Below are 20,671 nucleotides of genomic sequence, written 5' to 3'. Positions count from 1 at the left end.
CAACCAGCCCCGGACCCGATGGACGAACGCGCCCGCTACAGCGACGTGCCTGTAGCCAAAAACTGGCGTGACGCCGCATCCGCGCACAGCATGCGTCAACCCTTTTCTCCCCATGGCCTTCGGTAAATCCAAGAACCGCCGCCGTCAGGACGCCGCCCAGCAGAAAGAGGCGGTCCGGGGCGCGGTGCGTTCGCACGGGCCGGGGGTGCTCAAGATGCTGGGGTTGACCCTGGGCACCGGACTGCTGGTGTGGGGTGGGGTGGCGCTGCGGGAGTGGGCGCTGACGTCGCCGCGCTTCGAACTGGAGGCGGTGTCCTTCTCCGGCCTCCAGCGCGCCTCCCGCGTGGAGCTGCTGCGGCTGGCGGCGCTGACGAAGGGCCAGAATCTGTGGATGCTGGACGTGGACGCACTGGAGCGCGCCATGCACCAGCACCCCTGGCTGCGCACGGTGGAGGTGACGCGGCGCTTCCCCAACCGCGTGTCGGTGGAGGTGACGGAGCACGTGCCGGTGGCCATGGCCGTGCTGGGGGAGCTGTACGTCCTGGACGACGAAGGCGAGCCCTTCAAGCGGGTGACACCCGGGGACGGACTGGATTTGCCCCTGGTGACAGGCCTGGACCGGGAGGGTTATGTAGCGGACCCGGCGGCGGCGCGGGAGCGCCTCCGTTCGGCGCTGACGGTGGCCAGCGCGTACGCGCGGCTGTCACCCGAGAAGGCCGAACAGTTGTCGGAGGTCCGCCTGGAGGCGCAGAGCCTGGCGCTGGTGACGGCGTCCGGGCAGGAAGTGCGCCTGGGTGAAGGAGATTCCGAGGTCAAGCTGCAACGTCTTGCCCGTGTCCGGCGCGAACTGGGTGCGAGGGGGCTTGCAGCGGAGATCATTCACCTGGATAACCGTGCCCGGCCCGGCTGGGTGGCGGTGAAGATTTCGAGCCCCGCGTCCGAGAGGAGCGGGGCTTCGATGCGGTAAGAGGACGCGCCCCTTTCACGAGAGTGGGGGGCCTGGGAGGGTTGTCATGGCGAAGCAGAAGTCGGGGGAGATCATCGTCGGCCTCGACATCGGCACGACGAAGATCTGCGCCATCGTCGGAGAGCTGACCGACAGCGGCATCGACATCATCGGTATCGGTACGCATCCGTCGAAGGGTCTGCGCAAGGGCGTGGTGGTGAACATCGAGGCGACCGTCTCTTCCATCCGCCGCGCGGTGGAAGAAGCGGAGCTCATGGCGGGGGCGGAGATTTCCCACGTCTACACGGGCATCGCCGGAGGCCACATCAAGGGCTTCAATTCCCAGGGCATCGTCGCCGTCAAGGACAAGGAGGTCCGCGAGGCGGACATCGCCCGGGTCATTGATGCGGCCAAGGCCGTGGCGATTCCGCTGGACCGGGAGGTCATCCACGTCCTCCCGCAGGAGTTCATCATCGACGACCAGGGCGGCATCAAGGAGCCCCTGGGCATGGCCGGCGTTCGTCTGGAGGCCAAGGTCCATATCGTCACCGGCGCCGTGTCCAGCGCGCAGAACATCGTCAAGTGCGCCAACCGCACCGGGCTCAACGTCTCCGACATCGTTCTCCAGCCGCTGGCCAGCGCGGAGGCGGTGCTGGGTGAGGACGAGAAGGAGCTGGGCGTGTGCCTCGTCGACATCGGCGGCGGCACCACGGACATCGCCATCTTCTCCGGCGGCTCCATCGTCCACACGGCGGTGATTGCGCTGGGCGGCAACAACCTCACCAGCGACATCGCCATTGGCCTGCGCACCCCCGCGCACGAGGCCGAGCGCATCAAGCAGAAGTACGGCTGCGCGCTGTCGTCGCTCATCAACAAGGACGACACCATTGAAGTGCCCAGCGTCGGGGGCCGTCAGCCCCGCGTGCTCGGGCGGCAGATTCTCTGCGAAATCCTGGAGCCGCGCGTGGAGGAGATCTTCCAGCTCGTGCACCGCGAAATCCAGAAGTGCGGCTACGAGGACCTGCTGGCCTCGGGCGTGGTGATTACGGGTGGCTCCACGCTGCTGGCCGGCATGCCGGAGCTGGCGGAAGAAGTCCTGGGCCTGCCCGTTCGCCGCGGTATGCCGCGCGGCATTGGCGGTCTGGTGGATGTGGTGAAGAGCCCCATGTACGCCACCGGCGTGGGTCTGGTCGTCTACGGTGCCCGCCACCTGGACCGGCGCATGTTCCGCATCCGCGAGGAGAACGTGTACAAGAAGGTGAAGGGCCGCATGCGTGAGTGGCTCGAGGAAATCTTCTGACGCGCCGGGCCGAGCGCCCACCGCGTTGCCAAAGGGCTCTCCGAAAGGAGGGCCCTTTTTTGTTGGCCGTGGGCCACACCCTGCGTCCCGACTGACGCGTCAGCGTCCTGGTTTGACGCGTCAGCCGACCTGGTGGGTTGCCCTCTCGAATGCGCGAGTCGGTCCAGTTTCCGGAATCTGGATCCGTGGTTCGGATGGGGCGGGCTCTACCCCTCGAGCTGGGCGCTGAAATCCTCGGAATACCGAGGGTCGTAGATTGGACAGAGGCTGGCTCTCGGATTGCTATGTGCGGCATTTGCCGTTGGGCCCACACCCCCCAGCGACCCCAGGTTTATGACTCGAAAGACCTTTTACGTCCCCCTGCTTAGTCGGGTTTCCCGAGGACGCCTCGGCTTGGCCGTCGCACCCCTGGTGCTGCTGTGCGCGGCGCTGCTGGGACCCGTGGCGATGGCCGCGGTGGACACCGTCGGCCTGGGGAACGGGAGCAGCGGCGCGCTGACCGTCAACATCGCCAATACGCCCATCAATACCTACACGCCCGTGACGGCCGCGGTGCCCGCGGGGCAGAGCTTCGTGACGGTGGCCTCGACCACGGGCTTCGCGGTGGGGAATCTGGTGATGGTGCACCAGGCCACGGGGCTCGCGGCGCCCGTGTCTGGGAGTCAGACGCCCATCAACCTGGCGGGAGGCCCGGTGGGCCGCTGGGAGTTCGCGCGGATTCAGAGCCTCACGGCGACGCGGCTCAATTTCACGCAGCCGCTCACGGTGGCCTTCGCGGTCACCGGGACGCAGGCGATTCGGGTGCCCGAGTACACCAGCGTAACGGTGAACGCCGCGGGCAGCATCGTGGCGCAGCCCTGGAATGGGGCGACGGGCGGTGTGCTGGCCTTCCTGTCGCAGGGGCCGGTGAGCAACGCGGGCGCCATCCACGCGGATGGCCAGGGGTTCCGCGGTGGCTTCGCCTGGAACGGTGACGGAGACGGCTGCACGGCCATGGACCAGGCCTGGCCGGGTGGAACGGAGAAGGGTGAAGGCCTGGTGCCTGGGCGCTTTGGCAATGGGGCCTTCCCGCCTGCCTCTGGGACGACGGGCCGGGGCAACATCGCGAACGCCGGTGGTGGCGGCGTCTGCCATAACTCGGGTGGCGGTGGCGGCAGCAACGCGGGTGCGGGCGGCATCGGCGGACGGACGTGGGTGGGTGAAGAGCCTCCCGCATCCCGCGCGATGGGCGGTCTCGGTGGCGCCGCGCTGAGCTTCGATGCGGTGTCCTATGCGGTGTTCGGCGGCGGTGGCGGCGCGGGGCACGGCAACGACGACGCGGCGGGCGGGGGCAGCGCGGGTGGCGGTGTCGTGTTCTTCCGCGCGGCCTCGCTCTCGGGGGCCGGTCGCGTGTCGGCGAACGGGTTGGCGGGAGTCAACGCCGTGGGGATCGGCAATGACGCCGCGGGCGGCGCTGGCGCTGGCGGTACTGTGTACCTGCGCGTCACCGGAGGCTTGGCCTGTTCGGCCAATACGGTGACGGCCCGTGGTGGCGCTGGTGGCAGCACCACGTACGACCAGCACGGAACGGGTGGCGGTGGCGGTGGTGGTCGTGTGCTGATTCAGGGCGCGACGGTCGGATGCACGCCGGTCGTCACGGGCGGCGTCGCGGGCACGCAGCCGACGGCCAGCGCTCCGGACGGGCTCACGTATGGTGCCGCCCCTGGCAACCCCGGTGTCGTCGCCATCCTGCCGGGTGCCTTCCCGGCGAGCGTGGCGGCCCCCGTGGTGACGACGCCGGCCAACGGCTCTACCACCGGCGTTCGCCCGGTCATCACCGGCACGGCCCCCGCGAACTCCACGGTGGTCATCTTCGTGGATGGCGTTGAAGTGGGCCGCGCGACGGCGGACGCCTTGGGGAGCTTCAGCTTCACGCCGACCGCGGATCTGTCCGTCGGCGCGCACACGGTGAATGCCTACGCCCAGCTCCAGGGCGTGTCGTCCGTGCTGAGCAACACCAATTCCTTCACCGTGGTCACTGACACCACGCCTCCGGATACCACCATCGTGAGTGGACCGCCGGCGGTGACGAATTCCGCCAGCGCGACGTTCGACTTCAGCTCCAACGAGAGCCCGGTGACGTACGAGTGCTCGCTGAACGGCGGCCCGTTCGTGGCCTGCACCGACCCGCAGACGTTCACGGGGCTGAGCGAGGGCAATCAAACGCTGGCGGTACGCGCGCGGGATGCGGCGGGCAACGTGGACCCGACGCCCGCGACGTATGCGTGGACGGTGGACACGACGGCGCCGGAGACGACGATTGTCAGCGGCCCTTCGGGGACGACGACGTCCAGCAGCGCGACGTTCGACTTCAGCTCCAACGAGAGCCCGGTGACGTACCAGTGCTCGCTGGACGGCGCGCCGTTCGTGGCCTGCACGGACCCGCAGACGTTCACGGGCCTGGCGGACGGTGCGCACACCCTTGCGGTGCGCGCGGTGGACGCGGCGGGCAACGTGGACTCGACGCCCGCCACCCGGACGTGGACGGTGGATGCCACCGCGCCGGACACCACCATCGTGAGTGGCCCGCCAGCGGTGACGAATTCCACCAGCGCGACGTTCGACTTCAGCTCCAACGAGAGCCCGGTGACGTACCAGTGCTCGCTGGACGGCGCGCCGTTCGTGGCCTGCACGGACCCGCAAACGTTCACCGGCTTGAGCCAGGGCAACCACACCCTGGCGGTGCGCGCGGTGGATGCGGCGGGCAACGTGGACCCGACGCCCGCGACGTATGCGTGGACGGTGGACACGACGGCGCCGGAGACGACGATTGTCAGCGGCCCTTCGGGGACGACGACGTCCAGCAGCGCGACGTTCGACTTCAGCTCGAATGAGAGCCCGGTGACGTACCAGTGCTCGCTGGACGGCGCGCCGTTCGTGGCCTGCACGGACCCGCAGACGTTCACGGGCCTGGCGGACGGTGCGCACACCCTTGCGGTGCGCGCGGTGGACGCGGCGGGCAACGTGGACTCGACGCCCGCCACCCGGACGTGGACGGTGGATGCCACCGCGCCGGACACCACCATCGTGAGTGGCCCGCCAGCGGTGACGAACGCCACCAGCGCCACGTTCGACTTCGACTCGAACGAGATCCCGGTGACGTACGAGTGCTCGCTGAACGGCACGCCGTTCGTGGCCTGCACGGATCCGCAGATGCTCACGGGCCTGAGCGAGGGCGCCCAGGCGCTGGCGGTGCGCGCGGTGGACGCGGCGGGCAACGTGGACCCGACGCCCGCCGAGTACACCTGGACGGTGGACCTCACACCCCCGACGCTGCCGACCATCGACTCGCCCGCGGACCAGGAGGAGGTCTCCACCGCGACGCCGACGCTGACGGGAACGGGGGAGCCGGGTAGCAGCATCTACCTGGAGGTCGGTGGTGCGACGCACGGTCCCATCGCCGTCGACGAGGACGGCAACTGGACCTTCACCGTGCCTGAGCCGCTCGACGAGGGCCCGCACACGGTGAGCATCACCAGCGTCGACCCGGCCGGCAACTCCGCGGGACCGGTGACGAGCACCTTCATCGTCGACCTGTCGGCACCTGATACCTTCATCGACTCGGGGCCGGCGCTGGTCACCAACGCGACGTCCGCCACCTTCGAACTCCGCTCGGAGGGCGGCGGCGTGGCCTACGAGTGCAGCCTGGATGGGGGCGCCTACGTGGCCTGCACCAACCCCGCGATTTTCACGGGCTTGGCGGATGGGGACCACTTGCTCCTGGTGCGCGCGGTGGATGCGGCGGGCAACGTGGACCCGACGCCCGCGCAGTACGCGTGGACGGTGGACACGACGTCGCCGGACACGCTCGTCGTGAGCGGCCCGTCGGCGGTGACCTCGGAGACGTCGGCCTCGTTCGAGTTCGCGGCCTCCGAGCCGGGCTCCACCTACGAGTGCAGCCTGGACGGTACGGCCTACGTGCCGTGCACGGAGACGGTGACGTTCGAAGGCTTCGCGGAAGGGGATCACACGCTCCTGGTGCGCGCGGTGGACGCGGCGGGCAACGTGGACCCGACGCCCGCCGAGCACACCTGGACGGTGGACCTCACGCCGCCGGTGGCGCCGCTCATCACCTCGCCCGCGAATGGCGCGGTGCTGGATGATGGGGTGGTGACCATCACCGGCACGGCGGATGGCGCCGAGTTCGTGACGCTGACGCTGGATGGGACGACCTACGGCCCCATCCCGGTCGATGCGGGTGGCAACTGGACCTTCACGCCGCCGGTGACGCTGGCGGACGGCCCGTACACGGTTGTTGTCACGGCGACGGATGAGGCAGGCAACACCAGCGCTCCGACGAGTTCCACCTTCACGGTGGACACGGCGGCGCCGGATACCGCCATCGACAGTGGCCCGGCGGTGCTGACGAACGTGGCTACCGCGGACTTCGTCTTCTCCTCGAACGAGTCTCCGGTGACGTACGAGTGCTCGCTGAACGGCGCGCCCTTCACGGCGTGCCCGGCCCAGGCGCAGTTCGGCCCGCTGCCGGACGGCGCCCAGACGCTGGCGGTGCGCGCGGTGGACGCGGCGGGCAACGTGGACCCGACGCCCGCCGAGTACACCTGGACGGTGGATACGGAGGCGCCGGTGGTGGTCATCACCACGCCCGCGGACGGCGCGGTGCTCGATGTGCCGGTGGTGACGTACTCCGGTACGACGGAGCCGGGCAGCACGGTGACGGTGGTGGTGGATGGCGTCACGGTGGGGACGGTGGTGGCCGACCCGTCCGGCAACTGGTCGCTCCCCGTGGGCGACACGCTGTCGGAGGGCCCCCACACGGTGTCCGTCACGGCGGAGGACGAGGCGGGCAATACCGGCACGACGGTGACGCACACCTTCACCGTGGACGCGGAGCCGCCGGAGACGATGTTCACCTCGACGCCGCCCGCGTTGTCCAACAGCGACTCGGCGACGTTCGACTTCGACTCGGACGAATCCCCGGTGACGTACGAGTGCAGCCTGGACGGCGCGGCCTTCACGGCGTGCACGGACCCGGTCACCTTCACGGGGCTGGATGACGGAGAGCACACCCTGGAGGTCCGTGCGGTGGATGGGGAAGGCAACGTGGATCCGACGCCGGCCAGCTACACCTGGACGGTGGACACCTCCGCGCCGGACACCCTCATCATCTCGGGCCCGCCGCTGGCAGACGCGCCCGGCACCGCGACGTTCGACTTCGATTCGGACGAGTCCCCGGTGACGTACGAGTGCAGCCTGGACGGCGCGGCGTACGTGCCGTGCACGGACCCGGTCACCTTCACGAGCCTGGCGGAAGGCAGCCACACGCTGAGCGTCCGCGCGGTGGATGAGGCGGGCAACGTGGACGACACGCCGGCGACCTACACCTGGTCGGTCGCGGTCGACACGGATGGCGACGGCCTGACGGACGCCGAGGAGGTTGTGCTGGGCACCGACCCGGAGAACCCCGACACGGACGGTGACGGACTGCCGGACGGCATCGAGGTGAATGTCGCTGGGACGGATCCGCTCGACGATGACTCGGATGACGACGGCATCCTGGATGGCAACGAGGACGCCAACCACAACGGCATCGTCGACGAGGGTGAGACGGACCCGAACAACAGGGATACCGATGGCGACCTGCTGTCGGACGGTCTGGAGCTGGGCCTCACCGAGCCCCAGGGCACCGATACGGACATGACGCGCTTCGTGGCGGACTCCGACCCGACCACGACGACGGACCCGCTCAACCCCGACACGGACGGCGGCAGCGTGCGTGACGGCATCGAGGACGCCAACCGCAACGGACGGGTGGACCCGGACGAGACGGATCCGCTCAACCCCGCGGACGACGTCGACTCCGACGGTGACGGCATCGATGATGCGACCGAAATCGCGCTGGGCCTGGACCCCAACGACGCGGACAGCGACGACGACGGCGTGCCGGACGGCATCGACGGCATCACCGACACGGATGGTGACGGCCTCATCGACGCGTTGGATCCGGACAGCGACAACGACGGCATCCTGGACGGCACGGAGATGGGCGTGACGCTGGAGAGCGCTCCGGCGGATACGGACCGCAACTCGCCCAACTTCCGTCCGGACGCGGACCCGAGCACCACCACCGACCCGAAGAACCCGGACACGGACGGTGACGGCCTGCGCGACGGCGAGGAGGACGCCAACCATGACGGTCGCGTCGACTCCACGGAGACGGACCCGAACAACGCTGACACGGACGATGACGGCCTGACGGACGGCGTGGAGGTGCGCGGTAACAACCCCACCAACCCGCTCGACCCGGACACGGACGGTGACGGCCTGCTGGACGGCGCGGAGGATGCCAACCGCAACGGCTCCTTCGACAACGGCGAGACGGACCCGAACAACGCCGACACGGACGGCGGCGGCGTGAATGACGGCGAGGAAGTCACCGGTGGGACCAACCCGCTGGACGGCAACGACGACTTCGTCATCTCCGGCCGTGGGTGCAGCACGAGTGGGGCGGGCACCTTCGCTCCGCTGGCGCTGCTGCTGCTCGGGCTGCCCCTGCTGGGCCGCTTCCGCCGCTCGGCGGGGCGGGCCGGTGGGGCCCCTGTGGCCGCCGCCGCCGTGCTGGCGCTGGCGGTCCTGATGGTGTCGCGGCCGGCCGTGGCGCAGGTGCCCACGCTGTCCGCGTCCCAGTCCATCGATGTGCAGCAGTACAAGCCGGGGCCGAGCTCGAAGGACATCCTGGGCGTCCAGAGCGCCCAGGTGCATTCCCACCTGGGTTGGAACGTGGGCATGTCCGTCAACTACGCGGACAAGCCGCTCAACTTCATGGACCCGCGCTCGGGCCGGTTCATCACCGCGCTGGTGCGCAGCCAGGTGGGTGTGGACCTGATGGGCTCGGTGGGCCTCTTCGACCGCTTCGAGCTCGGCGTGCTGCTGCCGGTGACGCTCCAGCGTTCGCAGGCGGCGCCCATGGTGGACCCGTCCTTCGCCCAGGGCGTGGGCTCGGGCGGCATCGGTGACCTGCGCCTGGTGCCCAAGGCCCGCCTCCTGGAGGAGGGCTCCTTCGGCCTGGCCCTGACGGTGCCGGTGGTGCTGCCCACGGGCGGCGGCTCCGACTTCCTCGGGGGCTCGGGTGTGGGCGTGCAGCCGCGCCTGGTGGCCGAATACGGCGAGCGGTTTCGCGTGGCCGCCAACGTGGGCGTGGACTTCCGGGAGAAGCAGCAGCTGCGCAACCTGAACCTGGGCAACGCGGTGTCCTACGGCGTGGGCGCCGAGCTGCCCTTCACGGTGAGCGAGGTGCCGCTGGCGCTCGCGGCCACGCTGGTGGGCGCGGTGAACCTGGAGCAGCAGGACACCGAGGAGCGCCCGCTGGAGCTGTTGGCGGCGCTGAAGTACCGCGCGCTGGGCGGATTCTCCGCGCACGTCGGCGGTGGGCCGGGGCTCACCCGCGGCTACGGCACGCCGGGCTTCCGGCTGCTCGCGGGCTTCAGCTACAGCCCGGAGCCGTCCCGTGAGCCCAAGCAGGCCGCGCCGGTGGACACGGACGGCGACGGCATCCTGGACATCGACGACGCCTGCCCGACGGAGCCCGAGGACAAGGACGGCTTCCAGGATGAGGACGGCTGCCCCGACCCGGACAACGACGCGGACGGCATCCCCGACACGGCGGACACGTGCCCGAACGAGCCGGAGACGGTCAACGGCTTCGAGGACTCGGATGGCTGCCCGGATGTGGCGCCGCCTCCGCCGCCGGTGGACACGGATGGCGACGGCATCATGGACCCGGATGATCGCTGCCCCAACGACCCGGAGGACAAGGACGGCTTCCAGGATGAGGACGGCTGCCCCGACCCGGACAACGACCGGGACGGCATTCCCGACACGGCGGACAAGTGCCCGAACGAGCCAGAGACCATCAACGGCTTCCAGGACGAGGACGGCTGCCCCGACAAGGGCACGGTGAAGGTGCTCGTGGAAGGCGAGCGCATCGTCATCCTGGAGAAGGTCTACTTCGCGACCGGAAAGGACGTCATCCTGGCCCGCTCGTTTCCGCTGCTGAAGCAGGCGGCCGCGGTGCTGCGCGCCAACCCGCAGGTGGAGTTGCTCCGCATCGAGGGCCACACCGACGACCAGGGCAACGACGCGAAGAACCTGGACCTGTCGCAGCGCCGCGCGAACAACGTGCGGGCCTTCCTGGTGAAGGAGGGCATCGCCGAGGGCCGCATGGAGGCGGTGGGCTACGGTGAGACGAAGCCGGTGGACACCAACAAGACGGCGACGGGCCGTGAGAACAACCGCCGCGTGGGATTCACCATCCTCCGCGTGGGGAAGGTGGAAGTGGAACGCGAGGCGCGCTGACCCACGGGCTCTGAATCCCCGGTGAAACACACCGGGTGATTTCAGCGAGGGTGGCTCCGAAAGAGATTTCGGGGCCACCCGTCGTTTTTTGGGGCATGCTGCGTCCCACCCGCTAAGCAGTGCCGTGTATCGCGAGTCAAGGGGCGAAGTTCACCCACCGCGCCGCACGCCTGCACGTCCTGGCGTTGGCGTAAGTGCGCGTCAGGACTCGGACGCGCAGCATCCCGCTACAGGCTCGTAGCGGAATACTTGCCAAAGCGTGGGACTTGCTGATGATTGTGGAGGTTGGGAGCAGGCGCGCTGCATCGCGCCACTCCGGGCGAGAGGACCACCATGGACCAGTTCGATCAGAACAAGCAGGCCGCCAAGATTCGGGTCGTCGGGGCGGGTGGGGCCGGCTGCAACGCCGTCAATACGATGATCCTGTCCAAGCTGGACCGGGTGGACTTCATCGCCGCCAACACCGATGTCCAGGCGCTCGCCGCGAGCAAGGCGCCCACCCGGCTTCAGTTGGGCCAGACGCTGACGAAGGGCCTGGGCGCGGGCGCCAACCCGGAGATGGGCCGCGAGGCCGCCCTGGAGTCGCGTGACCAGATTGCCGCGGTGCTCGAGGGCGCCGACATGGTGTTCGTCACCGCCGGCATGGGCGGCGGCACCGGCACGGGCGCCGCGCCCATCATCGCGGACATCGCCAAGAGCCTGGGTTGCCTCACGGTGGGCGTCGTCACCAAGCCCTTCCTCTTCGAGGGCAACAAGCGCCGCAAGCAGGCCGAGCAGGGCATCGTGGAGCTCAAGGCCGCGGTGGACACGCTCATCACGATTCCGAACCAGCGCCTGCTGTCGCTCTCCAACGAGCCGATGCCGCTGCTGGAGACCTTCAAGCGCGCGGACGAGGTCCTGCTGAACGCCGTGCAGGGCATCAGCGACCTCATCCAGTACCACGGCTACATCAATGTCGACTTCGCCGACGTGAAGACCATCATGAGCGACAAGGGCATCGCGCTCATGGGCACGGGCCACTCGACCGGAGACAAGCGCGCGCTGATTGCCATGCAGCAGGCCATCGCCAGCCCGCTGCTGGAGGATGTCTCCATCGACGGCGCCACGGGCCTGCTCATCAACATCACCGGTGGCCGCGACATGACCCTGCAGGAGGTCAACGAGGCCCTGACGCTGGTGCACGACGCCGCCGACAGCGAGGCGGAAATCATCTTCGGCTCGCTCATCGACGAGAACATCGCTGACGAGGTGAAGATCACCATCATCGCCACGGGCTTCGTCCACCGCGACGCGCCCAAGGTCCGCACGGTGACGCCGGTGGTGCAGGTGCCGCTGTCGCGACCGGCTCCGTCCGTGCTCGCCAACGCGCGTGAGGAAGTCGCCAGCCTGGTGCCCGCGAAGGGCAGCGGCTCGCGGCCGCTCACCGTGGAGAGCAGCAAGTCTGTGAGCGCCCGCACCGCGGTGGTGAAGGACGCGCCGCTGCCGCTGGACGAGGACCAGTTCGACATCCCCACCTTCCTGCGGCGGCAGGGCCAGACGGAACTGCCGTAAGGGGCAGGGGAGAAGCGGAGCTCAGCGAGCGGGAAGCTGGGCCACGCTGGCTTCGTCGCGTGCGGACAGGGTGTCCGCGCGGGCGAAGAGGCCGTCGACTTCCGAATAGAGCGCGTCCACGCGCTCCGGGAGCCGGGCCGCGGGCAGCACGCCGTCGCCGGACACTTCCTCCAGGCGCGCGTGGGCCCGCTGCAGCAGTTGGAGCGCCTTCAGCAAGGAGAGGCCGCGGCGCGTGCCCTCCTCGGTGAAGAGGGTTCCGCTCTGCGTCAAAGTCTCGAGCGTGGTACGCACGAAGCGCACGCGGTCCGTGTGCCGGCCACGGTAGAGGTCCAGGCGCTTGGCGCGCCGCGCGTGGTGCAGATTGACCACGCCGCCAGGGCTTGAGGAAGAGGGGGGCGTCACGGGGAGCAAGGTACGACACCGCCTCGTAGACCCGCAAATTTACTGGACTGTAGGGACCTGTTGCACGTCCGTCCGCACCCTTGTCTTGGGAGGGAGCGAGGGTTAGGTTCGCCGCCCTTTCGCACCCGCACCCCAGGGGTTTCGCCATGTTCCAGAAGCTGCTCATCGCCAACCGGGGAGAGATTGCCCGCCGCATCGGCGTGGTGGCCCGGGGCATGGGGCTCAAGACGGTCGCCGTTTATTCGGACGCGGACGCCGAGCTGCCCTTCGTGAAGGAGGCCGACGAGGCGGTGCGCATCGGCCCCGCACCGGCCAAGGACAGCTATCTCAACACCGCCGCCATCCTGGAGGCCGCGAAGCAGACGGGTGCGCAGGCCATCCACCCGGGCTACGGCTTCCTGTCGGAGAACGGCGAGTTCGCCCAGGCCTGCGCGGACGCGGGGCTCATCTTCGTGGGACCGCCGCCGGAGGCCATGGCGCGGATGAAGGACAAGAGCCAGGCCCGCAAGTTGGTGTCCGCCGCGGGGGTTCCCGTGGTGCCCGGCAGCGAGGGCGTGGTGCCCGACGTGGCCAGCGCGCTGGCGGAGGCCGAGCGCATCGGCTACCCGGTGCTCGTCAAGGCGGCCAGCGGCGGCGGCGGCATTGGCATGGCGGTGGCCAGGAATCCCGCGGAGATGGAGAAGGTCTACCGCCAGTGCACGGACCGGGCGAAGGCCGCCTTCGGCAAGGAAGGCGTGTACGTGGAGCGCTACTTCCCGGCGCCGCGGCACATCGAGGTCCAGATTCTGGGGGACCAGCACGGCCACCTCATCCACTGCCTGGAGCGGGAATGCTCCATCCAGCGGCGCCACCAGAAGGTGGTGGAGGAAGCCCCCTCCGTGCTGTTCGCGGACGGGCGCAACCCGGAGCTGGCGCAGAAGCTCTTCACGGCCGCCGTGGCCGCGGCGAAGGCCTTCGGCTACGCCAACGCCGGCACGGTGGAGTTCCTGTACTCGGACGGTGAGGTCTACTTCATCGAGATGAACGCCCGCCTCCAGGTGGAGCACCCGGTGACGGAGCTGACCACGGGGCTGGACCTCATCGGCTGGCAGCTGCGCATCGCCGCGGGCGAGCGCCTCACGGTGAAGCAAGAGGACGTGAAGCGGCGCGGGGCGGCGCTGGAGTTCCGCATCTACGCCGAGGACCCGGTGAAGTTCTTCCCGTCCCCCGGGCCGCTGAAGGTGTTCCAGCCGCCCACGGGCGAGGGCGTCCGGCTGGACGCGGGCTACGGCGAGGGCAACACCGTCACGCCCAACTACGACCCGATGATTGCCAAGCTCATCGTCACCGGTGAGACACGGGCGCAGGCGATTGAGCGCTCCGTGACGGCGCTCCAGTCGTTCCGCATCGAAGGCATCAAGACGAACATCCCGCTCCACCTGCGCATCGTGCAGGATGCGGCCTTCCAGGCCGGCGAGCTGGACACGCACTTCCTGGAGCACCACGCCAAGCCGGCGTAGCGGGGCCCGCTCCAGCCCCACCCACCCCTGAGGAGGCACGGATTCATGGCGGACGTAGCGGCGCACATCACCGGCACGGTGTGGAAGATTGAGGTTCAGGTCGGCCAGCAGGTCAACGCGGGCGACACGCTCGTCATCCTCGAATCCATGAAGATGGAGATGCCCGTGGAGGCAGAGGATGGCGGGACGGTGAAGGAGATTCGGGTGAAGGAGGCGCAGTCGGTCAACGAGGGCGATGTCCTCGTGGTGCTCGGCTAGCAGTGGAGCCCGTCGTCGCGACAGGTGCTTCGCTGAACGTCGAGGACCGCGACGACGGGGTCCGGGTGTTGACGCTGTCCAACCCGGCCCGCCGCAACGCGCTCGATGACGGCCTTCTGGCGCGGCTGGACGCGGCGCTGGAACCGGCCCCGCATGTGCGCGCCTTGCTGGTGCGCGGCGCGGGCGGGGCCTTCTGTTCCGGCTATGACTTGACGCACCTGGGCCCCCCGGGCGCGGACGGGCGGCTGCCGGATGACTTGCTGGTGGAGTGCCTGCTGAAGCTGGAGTCCCACCCCGCGCCCAGTGTGGCGCTGGTGGAGGGCCCCGCGGTGGGCGCCGGCTTCGACCTGGCGGCCTCGTGCGACTTCCGCATCGGCACGCCCAACGCCGTCTTCCTCATGCCCCCCGCGCGCCTGGGCATCGTCTACTCCCCGGAAGGGCTGGCCCGGGCCGCGCGCCTGGTGGGCGTGTCGCGCGCCAAGCAGCTCTTCCTCGCGGCGCGGAAGCTGAGCGCGCGGGAGGCGCTGGAGTGGGGGCTGCTGGATGACTGCCTGGCGGACGCGGAGACGCGCGCGCTGGCGCTGTGTGCCACCCTGGCCAGCCATGCACCGCTGGCGGTGTCGGGGATGAAGGAGTCCTTCGGGCGTCTGGCTCGGGCCCCGTTGGAGGAGGCGGACCGGGCGCGGCTGCGCGGCTTGCGCGCGGCGGCCTTCGGGAGCGAGGACGCGAAGGAGGGGCGGGCGGCCTTCCTTGAAAAGCGCCCGCCCCGCTTCTCCGGCCGCTAGTCAGGGCGGCCGGCGGGGCACTGCCACGGCGACATCAGGTATCGCCGAAGAGCTCGCCCATGCGCAGCTGCAGCGCCGAGGCAATCTTGTACAGCGAGGAGATGGAGGCGGAGGACTCCGCGCGCTCAATCTGCGACAGCAGCGACACCGACAGGCCCGTGCGCCGCGCCAGCTGCTTGAGCGTGAGCTCCTGCGTCTTGCGTGCGTCGCGGATGGTGCGGCCAATGGCGCGGTGCAGGTCCGCCTCCGGGTCCTGGGACAATCCCTTCTTCTGGAGGGCGTTGCGGACCGCGGTGATGAACTGCTCCGGCTCCATGGGCTTCTTGACGTAGTCGGAAGCCTGCGCCTTGAGCGAGGCCACTGCCGTGTCCACCGTGGGGTACGCGGTGGCGACGATGACGGCCACGTCCGTGTCGTACTTGCGAATCTGCTCCAGCACCTCGGTGCCCGACATCTGCGGCATCATCATGTCGAGGATGACGAGGTGGAAGTCGGAGCCCCGGAGGATTTCCACCGTCTGGGTGGGGTCCGTCGTGGTCACGACCTCGTAGCCTTCACGGGTCAGGACCAGCTTGAGGTAGTCGCAGTTGTCCTGCTCATCATCAACTACCAGGATGCGAATCTGCACAGCGTCTCCTCGCTGCAGTTCAGTGCCATGGGACCGGAATACCCCCGGGGGGCGAGGGTGATTCCGGCAGACCACTACTTCTTGGGATTCTCGTAACTCTCGACCAAACCCTTCACGCGCTCGTAGTACGCGTGATTGGGCGCAAGTTCCAGGAATCGCTTGTAGTGAACCGCGCCCTTCTCGGGCTGGTTGTCATTCGCGTAGGCGGACCCGAGGTAGAGGTGGCACTCGGCGCGGGTGGGGTCCAGGTCGAGGCACTTGTTCAGCTGCTCGATGGCCTGCCGGTAGCGCAGACCCTTGATGTGCTCGAAGCCGTCCGCCTGGGCCTTGGCCGCCGCGGACTGCGCGGCGGGCGGCGCCTTCTCCGTGCCGGAGGTGGGAACCGTGACGGGCGGAGCCGCCTTCTTCTGAGCCTCGGCGACCTGCGTCTTCAGCGCCGCGTACTCCTTGGCGAACGCCTTGGTGGCGGCACTCTCGCGCAGGGCTTCCTCGGCCTCCGGCAGCTTGCCGTCGCCCAGGGCCTTGCGGACGTCGTCGAGCCGCCGCTTCATCAACTGCTCGGCGCGCGCCTCGTCGAGCCGGGTCTCCACGTCGCGGGGGCGCTGGCCGTTGGCATCCTTGATGCGCTCCAGCGCGTCCACGGCTGTGTCGAAGTCACGCGCCGCAATCGCCTTGTCGGCGACCGCGCGCTGCTCCTCCATGGAGGGGCCACGCGGGGGCGGAGGCGTTTCAGGTGTCTGCGTCGCCGCTGCCGTCGTGGGCGAGGGGGCGTTGGCCGCGGCCTGTTCGTCGATGGTCGGCTGCGGATCCTCGTCCAGAGGGGGCGTGGGCGTCTGCGCGATGACCGGGGGCGCCGTCGGCTGGGTGCCCTGCTGGTTCATGTACCAGAAGGCTCCGCCGCCTCCGCCGAGCAGCAGGGCCGCGAGGCCCGCCACCAGGGGCAGCTTCGAGCGCGAGCCGCCACCCGCGGCCACGTCGTCCGACGCGTCACCGGCGTTGACGAAGCGCAGCTTCACGTGCCCCAGCTCGATGATGTCACCGGTGGCGAGCGTGGCCTGCGCGTAGCTCTCACCGTTGACCGTCATCCCGTTGGCGGACTGCATGTCGATGACGCGCCACTCGCCAGCGTCCTCGCGGACGAGCTTGGCGTGGGTGCGCGACAGCGACCGATGATCCAAGGTGATGTCGTTGTCGTCGGTGCGGCCGATCCGCAGCTCCGTGCGGATGCAGGCGAACTCCTGGCCCTTGAGCTCGTCCGGGGACAGCACGAGCAGGCGGGGAGCGTCCTCGGCGGGCACGTCCACCACCTTGCGCGGTCGATCCGCCTCCACCTGATCCAACCGGATGATGGAGGTGGAGTGACGGCGCGCGTCCGCGGCGCTGAGGGAGGGCGGGGTGTGCTCGCTCTCCTCCGGCTCCTCGTCGTCGGAGTCGTCCTCCTCCGGCTCGGGTTCCGGCCGGCGGGCGGGCACCTTGGTGGTGATGGGGCCTACGGCATTGGCCACGCCCTCCGCTTGGAGCGCGAGGTCGTAGTCGCCAATCTGGACCAGGTCGCCCTCTTTCAGGGGCGACTGACCCGCGATTCGCTCGCCGTTGATCCGGGTGCCGTTATAGCTCCCCAGGTCTTCCACTACGACGTGGCCATTGAGTCGCACCAATCGTGCGTGACGCCGAGACACATTCCGTTCCGTCAGGCGGATGGTGTTTCCCTCCTGACGGCCGATGGTGATCTCGTCACGCACGAAGGGAACAACGGTCTTGCGCCCCTCGTCGTCTTCGATGATGAGCTTCAGCACGGGTCCGATCCGCGTACAGTCATAGCAGAACGGCCTTTCCCTGTACAAGCCATGTATCCCCCTCAAAAGACACGACTTTCTCCCGAGGAAGAGGGGCAGGCGAGGCTGTTGTCCATCGGTCAATCGGCCGGTGGGATGCGACTTGGGGGGGCGCCCTGGCTCACCTTGATCCTCGCGACCGTGCTGGTGGGCATCCACGGCGCGGCGCGAGCGGCGGGGCCGGTGGGGCTGGACACCCTGCTGCGGTGGGGCGCGAAGGCGGGGCCTCTGGTGGTGGACGCGGGCCAGGTCTGGCGGCTCGTCACCGCCAACTTCCTGCACCGGGACTTGCTCCACCTGGCCCTCAATGTCCTGGTGCTGCTGGCGGCGGGAAGCGGCCTGGAGCGCCTGTGCCGGCGCCGGGACTACGCGGCGCTGCTGGTGGCGGCGGGGCTGGCCACCATGGCGGGCTCGCTCGGCAGCTCCGGGGCGGTGAGCGTGGGGGCCTCCGGGCTCGTGTACGCCTGTGTAGGGGCACTGCTTGTCCTCGGCCGGCGTCACCGGGCGAAGCTGCCGGCGCGGTGGATGTCCGGCGAGGCCGCGGTGCCCACGGTGCTCGTCTTCCTATGGATGGGGTGGACGTCGGTGGGCGTGGACAACGCGGGGCACCTGGGCGGATTGCTCGCGGGGCTGCTGGCCGGCGTCTTCCTGGAGCCGCGCTGGCACCCGGACACGGGCTGGCTGCGCCCGGTGGGGATGGTGGTGGCGGCGGTGGTGCTGGCGGGGGGCGTGGTGGCGGAGCGCTCCGTCTGGCGCACGGAGCGGGATGACGGCTTTGGCATCTCCGTGGCGCTGCCACGCGACTGGCGGGGCGACGTGGACGGGCAGGGCCGGCGGGCCTTCTCCAACGGACTGCCGGGGCGTGGCCGCGCGACCTTCTCGGCGGAGGCCATCGAGACGGGAGAGCCGGGAGACGGCTCGGTCCAGGCGCGGCAGTTCCAGCAGGAAGTGCTGGTGCAGGGCGCTCCGGGCCCCGAGGGGCGGACGCTGAAGGTGACGGGGCTGGTGGCGGCGCGCGTGGGCGGGCGGAGCGCGCAGCGGCTGCATGCGGAGTTGGAGGGGCCAGGGGGGCCCACTCATCTGATGGCGCTCTTCGTGCCACGGGGGGAGTGGGTGTACCGGTTGGTGTTCACCTGGCCCGCGACGTACCCCGCCTACCGCGAGGTGGTGGACCGGATGGTGGCGGAGTTGCGCTTCGACGAGCCGTCCGTCCTGCGCGAGGCGCGGGCTCGGGCGCTGCTCGTTCCGGGGGCGCCGGGGCCGCTGCGCGCACTGGGCGGCGTGCTGCGCCGCCTGGGCCTTCCGAAGGAAGCGGTGGCGCCGTTGAGCGAGTCCGTGCGGCTGGCGCCCGCCCATGTGGAGACGCGCGTGGAGCTGGCGCGCGCACTCCTGGATGCCTCGCGAGTGGAGGAAGGGTGTCACGCGGCCGCGGAGGCGCGGGTGTACGGGCCTTGGGACACGGGCGCGCTGGAGGCCGGCGTGCGCTGCGAGCTGTCTCGCGGCAACGTCGCGCGGGCCCTGGAGCGACTGGTGGAGGCGCGCCGGGTGGACCCTCAGGATGCCCGGCTGCGCGCGGCGGAACTCGCGCTTCGGACGGTGCTGGAGGCTGCGCCGCCCCGCTGAAAATCAGGTCGGAAAATGTAGCACGGCGAACAACGCCATCAACGTGGCGGACACCTTCGAGTCGGGCGTCTGCGTCATCAAGGATGGGCTGCAGGGCAACATGCCTTCGTCGATGCCCTCGACGACCGTCGCGAAGACGGTGGGCAAGGCCGTGCCGTTCCTGAACGTCTTCGGTGCGCTGTCCTCGTTGTCCAACACGCGGGACGTGTTCACCAACCCCACGTCCACGCCGTCGCAGAAGGCGCACGCGGTCATCGACTCGGCGACCTCCGTGCTCTCCGCAGTGCCTTACCCGCCTGTGGCCCTGGGGGCGACGCTCGTGAACGTGTTGAACGGCGCCGTCACTCCGACAGAGCCGAAGTGAGCCAGCGCCGGGCGCTCCTTGGGGGGAGCGCCCGGGCGCCGGGCTTCAGTCCTCGTCCTTGAGCAGGAAGTCGTTGTTGATGACCTTGAACGACAGCCTGCCGCCGAGCGTGGGCGAGGGCCGCTCGACGAGCGGCCTCACCACGATGCCTTCCTTCCGGTGCTTCGTGCCCGCGTAGTGGCCCTGCGCGAGCTTCAGGTAGTTCGCCAGACCGTGGTCGAAAGTGCGCGCCGCCTCGCCGGTGACGACGTGCTCCACCGGCACCGTGCGCAGGCCGTGCTCCGCGCAGAACGCGATGAAGTCCGCGTACGCGAGGAAGCAGCCCGTTCGCGTGTCATGCACGCTGAACACGAACAACTCCAGCGCGTCCAGGCCCAGGCGGTTCTTCTGGATACCGGGACCGCACAGCTCGCCCTGCACCGCGAAGCCCGGGGGCAGCACGGTGTCGAGCGAGTACCGTTCGGCCATCCGCCAGACCGGGTTCGGCCCCCGCTTCAAGGCCCAGTTGCGCGAGCACGCCACCAGCTTGCCCTCGAGCGTGCGGAAGAAGGTCCCGGATGTCCCGTCGAGCTTCGTCGTCACGAAGAAGTCGTGGCCGCGAATTTCGTCCAGGACTCCGAGGGCCGACTGCAGCCGGATTTCGTCCGTCTTCGGCACCTGGCCCGGAAAGGGCCCGGCGACCTCTCGTGTGTCAGGCAGCGCCGGCTCGAACTTCACGACGCCAATCACGTCGCGCACGTCCGTTCCGACGGGGGGAACCTCGCCGGGGAGGATGGATGTCGGCAGGGCGAGCCCCTGGGACAGCACCCCCCGGAGCCGTGCCGTCTTCACGCGGAAGCCCCGGGGCCGGAGGAACTCGGCCCACGGCCGTCCCTCGGGCAGGAGGCTGTCGATTTCGAAGAAGACACAGGCGTCACCCACGGCGAACTCGCCCTTCTTCACGACGACGTCCCAGCCCATGACCCGCGCCTTGAGGATCGTGTCCGCTCCAGGAACGGGCTCCAGGTGGTCGATGCGCTGAATCGAAACAAGCTTTCTCTCCATGTGCCCTCCTTCCCACTGCGACAGGCCGGGGCCCTGGAGACGCTGGCCTTCGGGTGGACTGACAGGGGCTCTTTCCGCGCA

13 protein-coding genes are annotated in these 20,671 nt (G+C 69.5%); 9 read left to right on the top strand and 4 right to left on the bottom strand.

Going from position 1 to position 20,671, the window contains the following annotated elements:
• Positions 1 to 112 precede the first annotated feature (112 nt).
• The 4 genes from BHS09_RS28775 to ftsZ all read left to right on the top strand — a co-directional run bounded on the left by BHS09_RS28775 (position 113) and on the right by ftsZ (position 12,152).
• Complete coding sequence (locus BHS09_RS28775) at positions 113 to 967, top strand: cell division protein FtsQ/DivIB (protein WP_174260097.1); 855 nt, start codon at positions 113 to 115, stop codon at positions 965 to 967.
• A 46-nt stretch (positions 968 to 1,013) separates the two neighbouring features.
• Entirely contained in the window at positions 1,014 to 2,246 is a 1,233-nt protein-coding gene (ftsA, locus tag BHS09_RS28770; protein WP_002634374.1) for a cell division protein FtsA, read from the top strand.
• Positions 2,247 to 2,639: 393 nt separating this feature from the next.
• Positions 2,640 to 10,601: an adventurous gliding motility protein AgmC gene (agmC, locus tag BHS09_RS28765; protein ID WP_237079889.1), complete on the top strand. Its 7,962-nt coding sequence runs from the start codon at positions 2,640 to 2,642 to the stop codon at positions 10,599 to 10,601.
• A 333-nt stretch (positions 10,602 to 10,934) separates the two neighbouring features.
• Positions 10,935 to 12,152: a cell division protein FtsZ gene (gene ftsZ, locus BHS09_RS28760; protein WP_140794631.1), complete on the top strand. Its 1,218-nt coding sequence runs from the start codon at positions 10,935 to 10,937 to the stop codon at positions 12,150 to 12,152.
• Between the two features lie 21 nt (positions 12,153 to 12,173).
• Here the strand turns inward: ftsZ and BHS09_RS28755 are convergent, their stop codons facing one another.
• Complete coding sequence (locus tag BHS09_RS28755; protein ID WP_140794630.1) at positions 12,174 to 12,563, bottom strand: hypothetical protein; 390 nt, start codon at positions 12,561 to 12,563, stop codon at positions 12,174 to 12,176.
• Positions 12,564 to 12,700: 137 nt separating this feature from the next.
• On the opposite strand from BHS09_RS28755, the gene BHS09_RS28750 reads away from it, so the two are divergent.
• The 3 genes from BHS09_RS28750 to BHS09_RS28740 are packed head-to-tail and all read left to right on the top strand — an operon-like array spanning position 12,701 to position 15,096.
• The gene (locus BHS09_RS28750) at positions 12,701 to 14,053 is read left to right on the top strand and encodes an acetyl-CoA carboxylase biotin carboxylase subunit (RefSeq protein WP_140794629.1); all 1,353 of its coding nucleotides are present in this window, start codon (positions 12,701 to 12,703) and stop codon (positions 14,051 to 14,053) included.
• Between the two features lie 45 nt (positions 14,054 to 14,098).
• A complete protein-coding gene (locus BHS09_RS28745) occupies positions 14,099 to 14,311 on the top strand; it encodes a biotin/lipoyl-binding carrier protein (protein WP_011555548.1) in 213 nt (70 codons plus the stop codon).
• A gap of 2 nt (positions 14,312 to 14,313) precedes the next feature.
• On the top strand, positions 14,314 to 15,096 hold the full coding sequence (locus BHS09_RS28740; protein ID WP_140794628.1) for an enoyl-CoA hydratase/isomerase family protein: 783 nt from the start codon (positions 14,314 to 14,316) through the stop codon (positions 15,094 to 15,096).
• Between the two features lie 34 nt (positions 15,097 to 15,130).
• Here the strand turns inward: BHS09_RS28740 and BHS09_RS28735 are convergent, their stop codons facing one another.
• Together BHS09_RS28735 and BHS09_RS28730 are read right to left on the bottom strand one after the other, a co-directional pair.
• Positions 15,131 to 15,724, bottom strand: coding sequence for a response regulator (locus tag BHS09_RS28735; RefSeq protein WP_002634367.1), 594 nt, complete (start codon positions 15,722 to 15,724; stop codon positions 15,131 to 15,133).
• Between the two features lie 74 nt (positions 15,725 to 15,798).
• Complete coding sequence (locus BHS09_RS28730) at positions 15,799 to 17,520, bottom strand: FHA domain-containing protein (RefSeq protein WP_140794627.1); 1,722 nt, start codon at positions 17,518 to 17,520, stop codon at positions 15,799 to 15,801.
• A gap of 135 nt (positions 17,521 to 17,655) precedes the next feature.
• Here BHS09_RS28730 and BHS09_RS28725 point away from each other — a divergent pair, with 135 nt between their 5' ends.
• Both BHS09_RS28725 and BHS09_RS28720 read left to right on the top strand, forming a co-directional pair.
• The gene (locus tag BHS09_RS28725) at positions 17,656 to 19,182 is read left to right on the top strand and encodes a rhomboid family intramembrane serine protease (protein ID WP_140794626.1); all 1,527 of its coding nucleotides are present in this window, start codon (positions 17,656 to 17,658) and stop codon (positions 19,180 to 19,182) included.
• Between the two features lie 43 nt (positions 19,183 to 19,225).
• Positions 19,226 to 19,546, top strand: a complete 321-nt coding sequence (locus BHS09_RS28720; RefSeq protein WP_237077536.1) for a hypothetical protein — start codon at positions 19,226 to 19,228, stop codon at positions 19,544 to 19,546.
• Between the two features lie 45 nt (positions 19,547 to 19,591).
• Here the strand turns inward: BHS09_RS28720 and BHS09_RS28715 are convergent, their stop codons facing one another.
• Positions 19,592 to 20,590 (bottom strand): RNA ligase (ATP), encoded by a 999-nt coding sequence (locus tag BHS09_RS28715; protein WP_140794625.1) that lies wholly within the window; start codon positions 20,588 to 20,590, stop codon positions 19,592 to 19,594.
• Between the last annotated feature and the right edge of the window lie 81 nt (positions 20,591 to 20,671).

Origin of the sequence: Myxococcus xanthus (assembly GCF_006402735.1) — a bacterium.
GTDB classification, from domain to species: Bacteria; Myxococcota; Myxococcia; order Myxococcales; family Myxococcaceae; genus Myxococcus; species Myxococcus xanthus_A.
Note: the sequence above shows the minus strand (reverse complement) of the source record. Positions and strands in the feature narration are given on the sequence as shown.